Raw genomic sequence first — 15282 nt, 5'->3', positions numbered from 1 at the left:
GGTGGCGGTCGATGCCGCCACCCGGACAGGGCGCTTATGCCTGATACCGCAACGTGTTTGCGAACCCCTCATTGGCCTTGGTCATCTTGGCGATCTTGCGCAGATGAGCGCGGACATGTCGCTCGAACCGGTGATCGTCATGGATGCCCGTCATGCGATATTCGTCCTGACCGAGCAGCGTCTTCACCTGCGCGGCGAAGGCGGCCTGATCGTCGGTCGACGCGTGCGTCCGCAACGCCCGGCACACCCATTCCTCCGCTGCCGCCTTGTCGTAATCGTCCCGGGCATCATAGCCGCGCCGATCGGCCGCCGCCTGATCGAGCCGGGCGGCCGCCATCCGGCGGTCCAGCCATGTGCGAACGCGGTCGCCGTCCCATGCCGTCGCCATGTCGTTCATCCGCTTTTCCATCGTCCCGTCATGCGCCGACTTCATCGCCCGGGGTTCGGTCAGGGCGCGACCTGAACGGTGAAGCTGAACCACGCGCCATCGGCATGATCGTAGAGGCGGACCAGCGCGTCATCGACCTTGGCGTTGAAATGGCTGGACGTGCTGCGGTCATAGCCGCGCACGCCGCCATCCTCCATCTCCATATGGATCTGGGCCCCGGCGCCGATATCCTGCAATTCGGGAAGGGTGCCCCCGAACTTCGAGGCCCGGTCGCCGTCAAAGCCCTGAAGATGACCGCCGCGCGCTTCCGCCGCGATTTTCAGGTGGCGGGCGGCCAAATGGTCATACAGGCCGGCCACCTTCTTGCCGGTCACCAGCGCATGGGCCGAGGCCGCGATTATCGCACGGATATGTGGTTGCATGGCTTCGCCTGACACAGCGTGCGGCCCGGATCAACCTCACCCCCCCCGATGGTCATATACCCGCTTGACAAAAGCGGCCATACATACATATTAGCATCTGTTCATATCTTGATGGATGCATGACACAGGACGAGGGAACGCAGCTGGCCGAACTATTCCGCTTGCTGGGCGAGCCGAACCGGCTTCGCCTGGTGGTGGCCTGTCTCGACGGGCCGCGATCGGTGGGGGAACTCACCGAACAGGTGGGCATCAGCCAGAGCCTGGTTTCGCAACATCTGCGGCTGTTGCGTGCCGGTCGATTGCTGAAGCAGGCGCGGTCGGGACGAAACGTCTTCTACGCGCTGCCCGACTGTCACGTTCGTACCATGCTGACCAACATGATGGACCACGTGCTGGAACCCGAAGATCACGGACACGAGGACTGAAACATGAGCGTCAATGTCGAAATGGTGAAGTGCGCCTGCAATGACTGCGTCTGCGTCGTCAGCACCAGCAATGGTGTCGAGGCCGAGGGCCGCATCTTCTGCGGTGAGAATTGTGCCAATCATCACCAGCAGTCGGCGGGCTGCGACCATGCCGGTTGCCCCTGCCACGGCTGATCCGCGATATCCTTATCGCCTAGGAAGGGACCGGTGAAAGCCGGTCCCTTCTTCGTTGGCGAGGCCCGCACACCGCCGCGGCGATACTTGCGCGGGAGCAAGGCCCGTTGGTAGGACCAGAAAGCGGCTCATATAGATCGACCGGCTTGACGCGCAGGCCACCCTCTCGGACATAGAAACGATCACGTACCGAACTGGTCCGACCAGGCTGGTGTGCATCTTGAGTTACGAGCGCGGGGCATGATCGGTCGTACGACATCAGGGGGTTTGGCTTGCCGTCGCGATCACCATGCGTCCGATGGCCGCTGTCGCCTGCCGCGCGTGGTGATCCCGTGAACTTCCCGTCCGAACCAGCGCGCGCGTCGAAGCCGGTGGACGTCGCCCTTGAGGCATTGATCGCCCGCCGCAAGCTGTTGCCCGGCGCACGGCTGCCGTCCGAGCGGGCCCTGGCGGAAGCGCTGGGCGTATCGCGGAACAGCCTGCGCGAAGCGATGAACCGACTCGCGGCGCGGGGGCGGATCACCATTCGGCCCCGCGCCGGCGCCACCCTGGCCGAGCCCCCCGCGCAATGGACCGAGCGGATGATCGCGGCACCACTGGCGCCGCTGATGAAGGTCGATCCCGGCTATGACCATGATATCTTCGAAGTGCGCGAAGCGCTGGACGGCACCGCCGCCTATCATGCGGCGCGGCGCGCCGATGGGGTGGACAAGGACCGTATCCGCCGCCGGTTCGACGCCATGGAGAAGCTGCACGGTGAGGGGGATCTGCTGGCGGCGTCCCATGCCGATGCCGCCTTCCACCTCGCCATCGCGCATGCCTCGCACAACGCCGTGCTGACCCATGTGATGTCCAGCCTGTTCGGACTGTTGCACACCAGCATCTCGCAGAGCCGGCAGAAGATCTATGCGGTGCCGCTGACCTTCGACGCACTGTCGGTGCAGCACCGCACGATCATGGACCGCATCCTGGCCGGTGACGCCGATGGCGCGCGCGATGCGGCCGATGTCCATCTCGCCTTCGTGCGCGACACGGTGCGACGGGTCGAGGAGGACCTGGCCCGCGACGCGCGCGCCGCCGCCGCCCGTGATGTCGGCGACATGCTATAGCCCCTGGGGAACGTGCCGATGATCATTTCCGCTACCACCGACTATCGCGAAGCTGCCCGCCGCCGCCTGCCGCCGTTCCTGTTCCACTATATCGATGGCGGGGCCTATGCCGAACATACGCTGGGGCGCAACGTATCCGACCTCTCGGAGGTGGCCTTGCGCCAACGCGTGCTGCGCGATGTCGCGGACATCGACCTGACGACCACATTGTTCGGCCAGGCGGTCGACATGCCGGTGGTGCTGGCGCCGGTCGGTCTGACCGGGATGTATGCGCGGCGCGGCGAAGTGCAGGCGGCGCGCGCGGCGGCGACCAAGCGGGTGCCCTTCACCCTGTCGACGGTGTCGGTGTGCGCGATCGACGAGGTGCAGCGGCAATCGTCCGCGCCGATCTGGTTCCAGCTCTATGTGCTGAAGGATCGCGGTTTCATGCGCGACGCGCTGGAGCGCGCGCAGGCGGCGGGGGTGACCACATTGGTGTTCACCGTCGACATGCCGGTGTCCGGTGCGCGCTACCGCGATGCCCATTCGGGCATGTCGGGGCCCTATGCCCCATGGCGGCGCATGATCCAGGCGATGCTGCATCCGCGCTGGGCCTGGGATGTGGGCTTGCGCGGCCGCCCGCACGATCTGGGCAACATCTCGGCCTATCGCGGCGCGGCGACGGGCCTGAAGGATTATATCGGCTGGCTGGGCGCCAATTTCGATCCGTCGATCAGCTGGCGCGACCTTCAGTGGATTCGCGACGTCTGGAAAGGCGCGATCGTCATCAAGGGTATCCTGGATGTCGAGGACGCGCGCGAGGCGGTGCGGTTCGGTGCGCAGGGTATCGTCGTGTCCAACCATGGCGGGCGGCAGCTGGACGGCGTGCTGTCGTCGGCGCGGGCGTTGCCGGCCATCGCCGACGCGGTGAAGGGACAGATCGCGATCCTCGCCGACTCGGGTATCCGCTCGGGCCTGGACGTGGTGCGGATGCTGGCGCTGGGGGCCGACGCGACCCTGCTGGGGCGTGCGTTCATCTATGCGCTGGCGACCCATGGCGAGGCGGGCGTCGCCAACCTCCTCGACCTGTTCGCGCGCGAAATGCGCGTGGCGATGGCGCTGACCGGCGTAAGGAGGATCGCCGATATCGACGCCACCATCCTCGCAGGGTGAGCGCGCGGGTGAGTGCGGACGACCGATGGTCCGTACGAACGTTGGTGGCGGCGGCCGGAAACGGGGAAAGCTTTGACGCTTCGCACTGTCTTCCATAATATGGGCGTCAATTCCATAATAAGGAGAGTGCGCCGATGCCCGATTGGAGCCGCAGGACCTTCCTGATGTCGAGTTCGGCGGCATTGGTGATGCCGTCAACCGGTGCCCCGGCCGCCAAGCCCGTGATGTCTGCCGACCCTGATGCGGTGACCCCCGGAGCCGCGCATTGGCTCGAAGCGGTGCCCCCCGAAAGCCATGAGGGGGTGACATGGGGCCAGCCCTGGCCGCGTGGCACGCGGATGGCGCGCGAATATCGGCTGGCGGGGAGCGGCGACACGCAGGCGTTGCAAAGCTGGCCGCTGGCCTGGTGGCCGGACGGGTCGATCAAATGGACGGGCCACGCCGCCCCGGCCGACGCCGGCCGCACCGGCGGGTTGCGGGTGGAGGCGGGGCGCGGTCGGGCCGCACCTGGCGCCGTCCGGCTGCGCCAAACGGCCGATGCGATCAGCGTGTCGGTCGATGGGACCGTCTGGACGATCGGCCGTCAGGGTGGCGCCATCATCCGTACCGCGACGCGTGGGGGCAGGGTGGTGATGCGCGACGTCGGCCTGACCGCTACCGCGCTCGGCCATTCCCAGGACGATGACGACGGCCGGCAAGCGACGCGGCTGTTGCGCTATGCCGGGCGGATCGCGCGGACGGTCGTCGAGCAGGATGGGCCGATCCGCGCCGTCGTCCGGGTCGAAGGCATGCATCAGGGCGAGGGCGAACAATGGCTTCCCTTTTCGCTTCGTCTCTATTTCCATGCGGGATCGGATTCGGTCCGTATCGTTCACAGCCTGATATTCGATGGCGATCCGGCGCACCGCTTCGTCCGGGGGTTGGGGCTTGAGGGCGAGGTGCCGATGGTGGACGCGCTGCCCGATCGGCATGTGCGGTTCGCCGGCCAAGATGGCGGCCTTTGGGCGGAGGCGATCCGGCCTCTGACGGGCCTGCGTCGCGATCCCGGCAAGGCGTTCCGCCAGGCCCAGACCGAGGGCAGGGCGATCCCCCCGCTTGCGACCATGGCACCCGCCGTGCGTGACAAGCTGGACTATATCCCCGCCTGGGGCGATTTCCGTCTTCGGCAACCCAATGCCGGTGGCTTTGCGATCACCAAGCGGACAGGGCCCGGCCATGGCTGGATCGAGGTCGATGGTGGAGGCCGGGCGGCGGGGCTGGGCTATGTCGGTGGGGTGAGCGGGGGCGTCGCCTTCGCGATGCAGGATTTCTGGCAGCGTTGCCCCGTTGGGCTGGACGTCAGCGGCGCGGCGGGCGATGCGGCGCGCTTCAGCCTGTGGTATCACGCGCCCGACGCCCCCGCGATGGACCTGCGCTTCTATCACGATACCATGGGCATGGCCGATTATGCCCACCAGAATCTCGGCCTCGACATCACCTATGAGGATTTCGAGCCCGGCTGGGGCGAGGCGACCGGTATCGCCCGGACGACGGAATTCCGGCTCTGGGCCTTGCCCGCCACCCCGCCGCGCGCGCGCCTTGCCCGCATGGCCGCACAGACCGTCGCGCCGCCGCGCATCGTGCCGGCGAATGCGACGATCCATGCCGCCGGGGTTTTCGGCATCTGGAACCAGGCGGGCCCCTCGGGGCCCGGGCTGCGCGGCGCGATCGAGGCGCGGGCGACGCGCGAACTGGACTTCTATATCGGGCAGGTCGACCAGCGGCGTTGGTACGGCTTCTGGAACTACGGCGATGTCATGCACAGCTATGACGGGGACCGGCATGTCTGGCGCTACGACATCGGCGGCTACGCCTGGGACAATAGCGAGCTGTCGACCGATTTGTGGCTATGGTACGCCTATCTGCGCACCGGCCGGGCCGACGTGTTTCGCATGGCCGAGGCGATGACGCGCCATACCAGCGAGGTCGATGTCTATCATCTCGGCCGGTTCAAGGGATTCGGCACGCGCCACGGCGTGCAGCATTGGGGCGACAGCTCCAAGCAGCCCCGCATTTCCAACGCCGCCTTCAAGCGCATCTTCTATTATATCGCGGCCGATGAGCGCTGCGGCGACCTGATGCACGCGCTGGTCGATTGCGACCAGACGCTGCGCAATGTCGAGATCGGCCGAAAGGTCGAGGCGCGCCTGGACGGCTCGAGGCCGCCGGGGGGGACGGGTGCGGTGCTGCCCGACCAGCCGTTGCCGCCGGGCCAGGTCTTCGTGCAATTCGGAACGGTCTGGGGGCCGCTGGTGGCGGCGTGGATGACCGAGTGGGAGCGGACGCGGGATCCGCGCTGGCGCGACCGGATCGTGGCCGGCATGCAGTCGCTGGCGGCGTTGCCCAAACAATGGTTCGCGGGCGGCGCGCCGTTCGATCTTGCCACCAAACGGTTCGTCGGCGGCGGCGACCGCGTCAGCATGAGCCATTTGAACGGCGTTTTCGGCGTCTTCGAGACGATGGCCGAACTGCTCGATCTGCTCGACGTACCGGCCTATCGGGAGGCGTGGCTGGATTATTGCGCCTTCTATAATGCGTCCGAGACGGCCTTCGGCGCCAAGACGGGTGACGTCGGCAAGGGGCGGGGGCTGACCCAGGCGCATTCGCGCTTTACCGCCTATGCCGCGGTTCAGCGCGACGACCCGTTGCTGGCGAGACGCGCCTGGGCGGAGTTCAACGGCACCGGCGACCGGGCCGGACGCGATCAGAAGAAGGGCACGTACCGGATCATGCCGCCCGCCGTGCTCAATCCGGTCGATGAAATGGACGATGTGTCGACCAACGATGCCGCGCAATGGGGACTGGCGGCGACCGCCAACCTCGTACTGCTGGCACCCCTGCTCGATCGCGCTGGCGCATGATCGCCGTCATGCTGGCGGCGTTTGTGGCGGCGACGGCCGCGCCCGCTTCCCGGCTGGCGGACGAATTCAAGGCGAACGACCTTTCGCGCTGGCGGATCGAGGCGGAGCCGGGCGCGCATGTCACCGCGAAGGACGGTGTCCTCGACATCGAGGCGGCCGATGGCGTGACCTTGTGGTATCGCCATGCGCTGACGGGCGCGGTCGCGATCGAGTATGACGTGATGGCCGTGCGGGCGGGCGGCCCGTATGACGCGGTCAGCGACGTCAACGCCTTCTGGATGGCGCATGATCCGCATGTGCCCAGCGGATCGGTGCTGGCGCGGCGGCGGAACGGTGCCTTTGCCGCCTATGACGACCTGCGTACCTATTATGTCGGGATCGGCGGCAATCGAAACACCACCACCCGGATGCGGCGCTACGTCGGGCAAGCGGGCGTGCGCCCTCTGCTGCCCGAACATGATCGGCGCGATGCGGCGGCGATGCTCGTGCCCAATCGATGGACGCATATCCGCCTGATCGCGTGGGGGCAGGATATAGCGGTGGAGCGCGACGGCCGGCGATTGTTCACCCTGCACGACCCCGCGCCCTATCGGCGCGGCTGGTTCGGCCTGCGCACGACCCGGAGCCATTTGCGGGTGCGCAATGTGCGGATCAAGCAATTGGTTCGATAAAAATATGGGCCGGATCACAGTGATCCGGCCCGTCATAGTTGGAGGGAAAACGTCGCAGGGATACGGCTCAGAACTTGAGCTGGAACCCGGCGAAGAAGCGCTGGCCCGGATAGTAGAGATCAACCGGCATCGACTTGTTGATATAGAGTTGCGAATACTCCTTGGTGATGTTCTGCATCTCCATGAACAGCTGATAGTGCCATTCCGGGAAGCGGAACACGACCTTCGCATCCAGATATCCTTCACCCCGGCGATAGAGCGGATTGTTGCCGTTGGGCGCACTGACGACCGTATCCAGCCAATCGGACCGGTAATTGTAGCTCAGTCGCGCGTTCAACCAGCCCTTGTCGTAGAAAACGCTGGCGTTCCAGGTCCATTTCGACAGGCCCGGATATTCGCGCAATTCGGCATTGGTCGCATTGTTGATCAGGTTGGTTCGGATGGCACGCGCGAAGGTGGCGTTGGCACTCGCGCCGAAGCCGTCAAAGGGTTGGGGCAGGAAGGTGAACGCCGTCTGCGCCGTGGCCTCAATCCCATCCAGCAACGCGCCCGCGCCGTTCGTCGGCTGACGCACGGTATAGGTGATGCCATCCCGGAACAGATCGACGCCGCTGCGCGTGATGTTCTGGATGACGAAGCTGGAAATATCCTTCTTGAAATAGCCCAGGCTGACCATCGTATCCTTGTTGGGATACCAGGCCAGGTTGGCCTCCCACTGATTGACGCGATAGGGTTTCAGGTCGGGGTTGCCGGCGGTGCATACGTCGTCGGTGCCCGTGACCGTCTGGTCGTCGAGGCAGTTGATGTTGGGTACCAAGTCGAGCGGGCGGGGACGTGCCATGTTCTTGGCCCAGTTGCCCCGCAGAACAAGGTCCGGCGTGATTTCCAGCAAGGCATTGAATGTCGGCAGGATGTCGACATAGCTGTTGCTGAGCGAGAGTTGCTGTGCAGCGAGAACAACCTGCTCGGTTCCGCCCGTGGCGGTACGACGGTTGACGCGGCTGACATTGGTGCCGGTCCCGACATCGCGGGTATAGACATAGCGTACACCGGCATTGCCGCTCAGCCGCATGCCGAGAACGGTGGTCTCCACGTCCGCCTGTAGATAGCCGGCCGCAATCGTTTCCTTGATCTTGGCGCTGGGTATCTGGGGCAGGCCATCGGCGGTCAGCACCAGATCCTGATCGAAGCCCGACAGATCATAATATTGCGACAGCGCGCCCGAATTGAATTCGGGAATGGCAAGCCGCGATGGAATGTTCGAGGGCGCTCCCTGCAGGCCGGTGAACAGCGGTGCGCCGCCGGTTTGCGTCGAATTGCCGTTGACCAGCGCGACATATTCGGTCGGGGTCAGGAAGAAGGTATTGCCGTTACGCCGCGTGGTGACGTTGTTGGTGATATTGGTGTTGAACGACACGTTTGCCGAGGACTGGTACTTCGCCGGCGTCGATCCGCTGGCCGGGGTCAACAGGCGCGACCCGCCGCCACGATAGCTCACGAAATCCAGCCAGCGTAGCTGCGCGCCATATTCGATGGTCTTGAGGAAGGGCAGCCCGGTATCCCAACGGGCGTCCAGCTTCAGCTGGTCTTCGCTATTGGAATCCTGGCCAGGGCGATATTGCAATGTGGGGCCGACTGGCACGAGCAATTGCCCGTTGGCTCCACGCCGCGTCAAGTCGGTGTAGATGCTGGGGTCGGCCGGGTTGACGTTGGTCGGGAAGTTGAAGACCGGAATGCCTTGCGCGTTGCGGCGGTCCACGGTCACGCCGGCGACGCCGGTGCCGTAGGCGAGAAGGTTGGTATCCAGGACGCCCGACGCGGTGGCACGCGATGCCAGGAACTTCAGATTCAGGCGATCCAGCTTCCAGTCGAAACCAGTCGTGTAGTATTTCGAATCCAGGTCGTAGCTGAAGTTGCGACGTTGGACGCCAAGAATACCGCTCGCCCCGTTATAGACCGGCGCGGCCGCTGTCCCGATATTCACCGCGTTGTCAGCCGTGCGGAAACTGGTGACGACGTGATCCGCGCCAACGGTGGCGGTACCGGCCGTGATCTGGGGCCGCGACGTCGCGCCATTCAGTCCTGGCGACAACGGCGCATCATAGTTGAACCGTTCGAAGCGGCCCATGTCGAGCGAGTAATTGGCATCCTGAAGTTTCTGATTGCGCTTATTGATCTGCGCGCCCGCAAAGGCACGGAAGTTGTTGGCGAATTCATATTGAAGCTGAAAGTCGCCGGAAATGCGCTTGTCGTTGCGGACCCAGTTGCGATAGCGCGGGACGGTCGGAGCCCAGTCGAAGAACTGCGTCTCACACGCCAGACGGCGTGCCGTTGCAGCGGCGGTCGTGGCGCCGCCGACATTCGCGCAACTGGCATAGGTGTTGAAGTTCGCATAATTCGGGTCGGCGACCGTCTTCTGATCGGAGCGGTCGAAATCGGCGATGCGCTGCCAATTGGTGTTGCTGATATAATCCTGACGCGTCGTCTTGTCGTCATAGGTGACGTTGACCAATATGCCGAGCCCGTCGACCAGGAAATGGGGGGTGCCGGCAATGAGGGTCAGGCGCGGGCGCCAGTTCTGCGTCGTGTCGAGATGTTGCGCCGACCCGACCAGCGACGCCAGCGCCTTCTTCAGTTCCAGCGGCCGACGGGTTTCGATCGACACGGTGCCACCGAGACCGCCTTCGGTGAGGTTCGCGGCATAGCCCTTGTAGACATCGATCGATTTGACGAGTTCGGTTGCCAGTTCGCGAAAGTCGCCCGAGCGTTCGCCGGTGGCCGACATCTGGCTGACGCCGTTGATTTCGACGCAGTTGAGATCGGGCTCGACACCACGAATCGAGACTTTCACGCCTTCGCCGAAATCGCGGCTCAACTGAACGCCGGTAATCCGCGCCAGGCTGTCGCCGACATTCTTGTCGGGGAAGCTCGCAATGTCATCCGCGACGATCGAGTCGACAATGGTATCCGCCTTGCGCTTGCGGGCGATCGCCGATTGAAGCGACGCGCGTGTGCCGACAACGATGATGTCGGCGGGGCTGACGCCATCGATCGCGTCAGTGGTTTTGCCCCCTCGGGTGGACTGGCTGGCCCCCGATGACGATGCGCTGTCCTGGGCAAGAGCAGGCGAACCGAACATCAGTCCGGCCGCCAGCACGCTCCAGGCAGAAGTACGCAGCATCAGCCGGGCGAATCCCCGATCCTGCGCCTCCGATGATACAGTGGTCGCGGCGAAACCTGTCATGGCATCCTCCCTCTCACCCGACCGTCCTGCCGCTATTTTACGGCTCGTGACGGTGGGGCCCTCCAATGGAATAAACTGTATATAACCACATTGTGGAATGCAATCATATAGATTGGAATTATCTGAAGCGCTGCTATGATCGTCGGCGTCCGGCCAAGTCGGCGACAAGCAATTGAGAAAAGAAGAAATATTGGATGGGAGGGTGGTGTGATCGGTAAGCGGGCGTTCAATTCTGGGATGGCGCCGTGTGCATTGCTCATCGCAATCAATGGACCCGTGGCCGCGAGTCCGGCGCAGGAGCAGGCGCGGCGGGTAGAGCATCTGGACCGGGGAGTGGTCGCGGTTCCCGCGAAGGGGGGCGGGGTGCTAGTCAGTTGGCGTTCGCTCGCCACCGATCCTCGAAGCGTCGGCTTCGAGGTCTTTCGCGACGGCCGCAAGATCACGCGGCGGCCTGTCACCGCATCGACCAACTTCCGCGACGCTGACGGGACGGCCGCCAACCGCTATGCCGTGCGCATGATCGCATCCGGGGCGGCGGGCGCGACCAGCCCTGCGGTGTCGGTCTGGGCGAGGGGCTATGCCTCCATCCCGCTCGATCCGCCGCCCGGCGGTACGACGCCCGATGGCGAGGCTTATGGCTATACCGCGAACGATGCCGGGATGGGCGATCTGGATGGGGACGGGCAGCCCGATCTGGTGCTGAAATGGGATCCGACCAACAGCCACGACAACAGCCAGGCGGGCTATACCGGACCGGTCTATCTCGACGGCTATACGCTGGCGGGCAAGCGGCTGTGGCGGATCGACCTGGGCCGCAATATCCGCGCCGGCGCCCATTACACCCAGTTTCTGGTACAGGATTTCGACGGCGACGGCCGTGCCGAGGTGGCGGTCAAGACGGCCGACGGCACGGTCGATGGCACGGGCCAGGTCATCGGCGATGCAAAGGCCGACTGGCGCGAGCATGACGGCGAGGTACCGCAGGCGGACAGGACCGGCGCGCACATCACGGCCGATGGGCGCCGGGTCGCGAAGCTGGCGGGGCGCATCCTGACCGGGCCGGAATATCTGACGGTATTCGACGGGCGGACCGGCCGCGCGCTGGCGACTGCGCCCTATGATCCGCCGCGCGGGCCGCGCAACGACCCCGATTTCGCATGGATGGCGAAGCATTGGGGCGATGGCTATGGCAATCGCGTCGACCGGTTCCTGGCGGGTGTCGCCTATCTGGACGGCCGGCACCCCAGCATGATCTTCGGGCGCGGATATTATGGCCGGACCGCCATCGCCGCCTGGGACTATCGAGCGGGTAAGCTGACGAAGCGCTGGCTATTCGATACGGATCAGCCGGGCAATCAGGATTATGCCGCGCGGGGCAATCACCAGCTCAGTATTGCCGATGTGAATGGCGATGGCCGGGACGAGGTGATCTACGGCTCGATGGCGGTCGATGCGGACGGCAAGGGGCTATGGACGCAGCCGCTCTATCACGGCGATGCGATGCATGTCGGCGACCTCGACCCGACGCGTCCGGGACTGGAGAAATTCGGCGTGTTCGAGGAAATTCCGCGCAATGGCGGGATCGGCTCGGCCCTGCTCGACGCGCGGACCGGCGAGATTTTGTGGACCACGCCGGCGGCGCACGACACCGGGCGCGGCCTGTCCGCCGATATCGATCCGCGCCATGTCGGCGAGGAGATGTGGGGATCGAACCAACCCGACCTCTATGACGTCCATGGCAAGGCGATCGGGCCGCGTCCCCGCCAGACCAATTTCGCGATATGGTGGGACGGCGACCTGCTTCGCGAGCTGCTCGACGGCACGACCATCTCGAAGTGGAACTGGAAGATGGGCAAGGCCGAGCCGCTGCTGGTGGCCGAGGGCGCGGCGTCGAACAACGGGACCAAGGCCAATCCGGCGCTTCAGGCCGACCTGATCGGCGACTGGCGCGAAGAGGTGGTGTGGCGCAGCGCCGACAATCGCGAACTGCGCATCTACACCACGCCGTGGCCCACGACGCACCGGATCACGACCTTGTTGCAGGACCCGGTCTATCGTGCGGGCATCGCGTGGCAGAACACCGCCTATAACCAGCCGCCGCACACCGGCTTTTATCTGGGCATCACCAAGCCGTCCGACACGGCGGAGTGAATGGACGGGCGTGACCCGGTCAGAGGACCGGGTTACGTCCCCAAAGCTGATCGTAGCGCCAGCCCGACAGATCCTCGACCACCTCGCGGGTCATCGGGCTGGCGGGTTCGCGTTCCCCGGCGCGCAGTCGTTCGATCTCGTCCATCAGCACCGCATGGCTTGCCGGGTCGAGCCGGAAGCGCAGCGAGACCCACAGGCCAAAGGCGAGCAGCGCCAGCGTGCCGCCGACCATCACCGCGACGATGGCGTGGACGGTCGCCGAGGATTGGCTGGCCGCGCCGGTAACGAATCCCGAGGCTTGCAGGATCTGCCCCACCGCGATCAGGGCGGCGGCCTGCGACATCTTGCGCACGAAGGTCATGACGCCGGCAAAGGCGCCCTCGCGGCGACGGCCGGTGACGATCTCGTCGACATCGGCCATGTAGTTATAGGTCGCCCACGGGATATAGTTGAGCGCGCCGCGTCCCAGCCCCGCAAAGGCGACCGGCAGGACGAAAATCCAGCCGCTCGCCCCCTGGCCCGTCCACCACAGCCCCAGGAACAGCAGCACCCCCAGCGCGAAGCTGCCCACCGCGATCCGGTAGGCGCGGGCCGGCGAGGCGCGCAGCGCGAAATTGATCGCCAGCAGGACCGCCACGGTCTGCACGGCATAGGTCAGGCCCGCCAGGTTCGACACCGCCAGCGTCGTGCCGCCCAGCGCGAAGACCACGAAATAGGCGAAGGCGGCGTTGAAGATGTCCTGGCTGATATAGCCGCCCAGATACATGCCCAGATGCAGGCGGAACGCGCGGATGCGCAGCGTCGAGAACAGGTTGCGGTACAGGTCGCGGATCGCGGCCAGCGGCGTCATGCGCTCGCGGGCCAGCGCCATGGTCTCGGCCGAGCGCGGCCGCTCCCAGCTGAACAGATAGAGCATCGTCGCCGACAGCATGAACAGCGCGGAGAACAATATGCCCATATACAGATAGGTGTCGGGCGAATCCTTGCCCAGATGCTCGATCAGGCGGCCGGGCAGGATGGCGGCGAGGATCGCCGAAATCTGGCCGCACATGATCCGCCACCCGGCGAACTTGGCCTTGGTCCGGTAATCGCTCGCCATTTCGGCGGCCAGCGTCTCGAACGGAATGATCTCGAGCGCGTAGACGAGCTCGAACAGGACATAGGTTACGAGATAATACCAGAAGCTCTGGCCTGCGATCCACATGATCGCGAAGGACGGCAGCAGCGGGATGGCGGCGAGGATGAAGGCGCGCCGCCGCCCGAACTTCCGCCCCGCCCAGGTGTTGCCGAACCGATCGGAGATATAGCCGATCGTCGGGCTGGCCACCGCGTCGAGCACGCGGGCGATGCCGAAGATCAGCGTCGCCTGCGCCGCCGACAAGCCGCAAAAGGTCGTGTAGAAGAACAGCACCCATGTGCTGATGACCGCCATCGAGCCGGCGCCCAGAATGTCGTTCGATCCATAGGCGGCGAAATTATACCAGCGGACCGGGCGGGCCGGGGCGGGCGCGATGGCGGGGCCGGACATCAGATATAGGTCCGCAGGAATTCGCCCAGCGCACAGATCGCCAGGCTCTGACCATAGGGCATCGAGGTCAGCGCGATGTCCTTGTAGAACTGCATGGTGTCACCCATCGCCGTGCCGAAGCTGACCTGCTTCAACTCGCCTTGCTCGTCGATATTGGCGAGCACCGCGCGGATCGCCTTGATCCCCACCGCCTCATAGTGGCGCGGCAGATAGCCCTTCCGCACCGCCTTCAGGATGCCATAGGCGAAGCCGGCGGTGGCCGACGCCTCCAGATAGCTGGTCGGATCAACGATCAGCGTGTGCCACAAGCCGCTCTCGTCCTGATGCTCGGCCAGGGTCTTCACCTGCGCGGCCAGCGTATCGATCAGGAAGGTGCGGAACGCGTCGCCCGGCGGCAGATCGAGCATCTCGATGATCTCGGGGATCGCGATCGTGACCCAGCAATTGCCGCGCGCCCATAGCGCACCCGCGAAATTGTGGCGGCCGTCGAAGGTCCAGCCGTGATACCAAAGCCCGGTCTGGCGATCGAACAGATATTTGATGTGGATGAGGAACTGGCGCTTGGCCTCCTCGATATAATGCGGGCGGTCCAGGATCTGGCCGATGCGGGCGAGCGGCAGCACGCTCATCATCAGCGTGTCGTCCCACATTTCCTGCGGGTTCTCGTCATTGAAGACGATATGCTGGAAGCCGCCTTCCTCGGTCTTGGGCAGGCCGTCATCGGCCATCAGCCATTCGGCCCAGATGTCGAGATAGGGCAGATAGGTCTGGTCGCCGGTCTGCTCGTACAGGTTGGCGAGCGTCAGGAAGGGCGACATGGTGTTGATGTTCTTGGTCGGCGTGCCGGCGGCGAACCGGTCCTCGAACCATTTCAGCATGACGTCCCACGCCTGCTCGTCGCCGGTCTGCTCACAATAACGGTACAGGCCGAACAGGCCGATGCCGTGCGTCCATTCCCAGTCGTTCCACCCCTTGGTGTCGATGACGCGTCCGTCGTCCAGGCGGAGCAGGAACTCGCCCGTCTCGTCCTTGATGTTGACGAGGTTGTCGATCAGCTTGGTGATCTGCGCCGTCACCTCGGCGCGCGGGATGTCGTGATTAAGGGCTGCCACGGGAAA

12 protein-coding genes are annotated in these 15282 nt (G+C 65.0%); 7 read left to right on the top strand and 5 right to left on the bottom strand.

The genetic code is table 11. From position 1 onward, the window contains the following. Positions 1–34 precede the first annotated feature (34 nt). Positions 35–433 (bottom strand): hypothetical protein, encoded by a 399-nt coding sequence (locus ACQKJZ_RS01420; RefSeq protein ID WP_427729748.1) that lies wholly within the window; start codon positions 431–433, stop codon positions 35–37. Positions 434–447: 14 nt separating this feature from the next. Next, positions 448–810 (bottom strand): hypothetical protein, encoded by a 363-nt coding sequence (locus ACQKJZ_RS01415; protein ID WP_427729747.1) that lies wholly within the window; start codon positions 808–810, stop codon positions 448–450. Between the two features lie 119 nt (positions 811–929). On the opposite strand from ACQKJZ_RS01415, the gene ACQKJZ_RS01410 reads away from it, so the two are divergent. From ACQKJZ_RS01410 to ACQKJZ_RS01385, 6 genes are all read left to right on the top strand, one after another. After that, a complete protein-coding gene (locus ACQKJZ_RS01410; RefSeq protein ID WP_427729746.1) occupies positions 930–1235 on the top strand; it encodes an ArsR/SmtB family transcription factor in 306 nt (101 codons plus the stop codon). Positions 1236–1238: 3 nt separating this feature from the next. Next, entirely contained in the window at positions 1239–1409 is a 171-nt protein-coding gene (locus ACQKJZ_RS01405) for a metallothionein (RefSeq protein WP_082458494.1), read from the top strand. 371 nt (positions 1410–1780) lie between these two features. Further along, entirely contained in the window at positions 1781–2518 is a 738-nt protein-coding gene (locus ACQKJZ_RS01400) for an FCD domain-containing protein (protein WP_427729745.1), read from the top strand. A gap of 18 nt (positions 2519–2536) precedes the next feature. Continuing rightward, a complete protein-coding gene (gene lldD / locus ACQKJZ_RS01395; RefSeq protein WP_427729744.1) occupies positions 2537–3670 on the top strand; it encodes an FMN-dependent L-lactate dehydrogenase LldD in 1134 nt (377 codons plus the stop codon). 134 nt (positions 3671–3804) lie between these two features. Then, entirely contained in the window at positions 3805–6570 is a 2766-nt protein-coding gene (locus ACQKJZ_RS01390; RefSeq protein ID WP_427729743.1) for a Tat pathway signal sequence domain protein, read from the top strand. Continuing rightward, on the top strand, positions 6567–7241 hold the full coding sequence (locus ACQKJZ_RS01385; protein ID WP_427729742.1) for a DUF6250 domain-containing protein: 675 nt from the start codon (positions 6567–6569) through the stop codon (positions 7239–7241). Before ACQKJZ_RS01390 ends, ACQKJZ_RS01385 begins: the two co-directional genes overlap by 4 nt. 67 nt (positions 7242–7308) lie before the next feature. Here the strand turns inward: ACQKJZ_RS01385 and ACQKJZ_RS01380 are convergent, their stop codons facing one another. Continuing rightward, positions 7309–10485 (bottom strand): TonB-dependent receptor, encoded by a 3177-nt coding sequence (locus ACQKJZ_RS01380; RefSeq protein ID WP_427729741.1) that lies wholly within the window; start codon positions 10483–10485, stop codon positions 7309–7311. 237 nt (positions 10486–10722) lie between these two features. On the opposite strand from ACQKJZ_RS01380, the gene ACQKJZ_RS01375 reads away from it, so the two are divergent. Continuing rightward, a complete protein-coding gene (locus ACQKJZ_RS01375; protein ID WP_427729740.1) occupies positions 10723–12636 on the top strand; it encodes a rhamnogalacturonan lyase in 1914 nt (637 codons plus the stop codon). A 19-nt stretch (positions 12637–12655) separates the two neighbouring features. Here the strand turns inward: ACQKJZ_RS01375 and ACQKJZ_RS01370 are convergent, their stop codons facing one another. After that, positions 12656–14164, bottom strand: a complete 1509-nt coding sequence (locus tag ACQKJZ_RS01370; RefSeq protein ID WP_427729739.1) for an MFS transporter — start codon at positions 14162–14164, stop codon at positions 12656–12658. Next, a complete protein-coding gene (locus tag ACQKJZ_RS01365) occupies positions 14164–15276 on the bottom strand; it encodes a glycoside hydrolase family 88/105 protein (RefSeq protein WP_427729738.1) in 1113 nt (370 codons plus the stop codon). The genes ACQKJZ_RS01370 and ACQKJZ_RS01365 overlap by 1 nt, the downstream gene beginning before the upstream one ends. Positions 15277–15282 lie beyond the last annotated feature (6 nt).

This window comes from Sphingomonas sp. NPDC019816 (assembly GCF_050274375.1).
Taxonomy (GTDB): domain Bacteria; phylum Pseudomonadota; class Alphaproteobacteria; order Sphingomonadales; family Sphingomonadaceae; genus Sphingomonas.
This window is presented reverse-complemented; position numbering and strand designations above follow the sequence as displayed.

Coding starts and splice junctions, on each gene's coding strand:
- ACQKJZ_RS01410 (WP_427729746.1), top strand. CDS start 930: ATGACACAGGACGAGGGAACGCAGCTGGCCGAACTATTCCGCTTGCTG.
- ACQKJZ_RS01370 (WP_427729739.1), bottom strand. CDS start 14,164: ATGTCCGGCCCCGCCATCGCGCCCGCCCCGGCCCGCCCGGTCCGCTGG.
- ACQKJZ_RS01420 (WP_427729748.1), bottom strand. CDS start 433: ATGAAGTCGGCGCATGACGGGACGATGGAAAAGCGGATGAACGACATG.
- ACQKJZ_RS01405 (WP_082458494.1), top strand. CDS start 1,239: ATGAGCGTCAATGTCGAAATGGTGAAGTGCGCCTGCAATGACTGCGTC.
- ACQKJZ_RS01390 (WP_427729743.1), top strand. CDS start 3,805: ATGCCCGATTGGAGCCGCAGGACCTTCCTGATGTCGAGTTCGGCGGCA.
- ACQKJZ_RS01415 (WP_427729747.1), bottom strand. CDS start 810: ATGCAACCACATATCCGTGCGATAATCGCGGCCTCGGCCCATGCGCTG.
- lldD (WP_427729744.1), top strand. CDS start 2,537: ATGATCATTTCCGCTACCACCGACTATCGCGAAGCTGCCCGCCGCCGC.
- ACQKJZ_RS01380 (WP_427729741.1), bottom strand. CDS start 10,485: ATGACAGGTTTCGCCGCGACCACTGTATCATCGGAGGCGCAGGATCGG.
- ACQKJZ_RS01375 (WP_427729740.1), top strand. CDS start 10,723: ATGGCGCCGTGTGCATTGCTCATCGCAATCAATGGACCCGTGGCCGCG.
- ACQKJZ_RS01385 (WP_427729742.1), top strand. CDS start 6,567: ATGATCGCCGTCATGCTGGCGGCGTTTGTGGCGGCGACGGCCGCGCCC.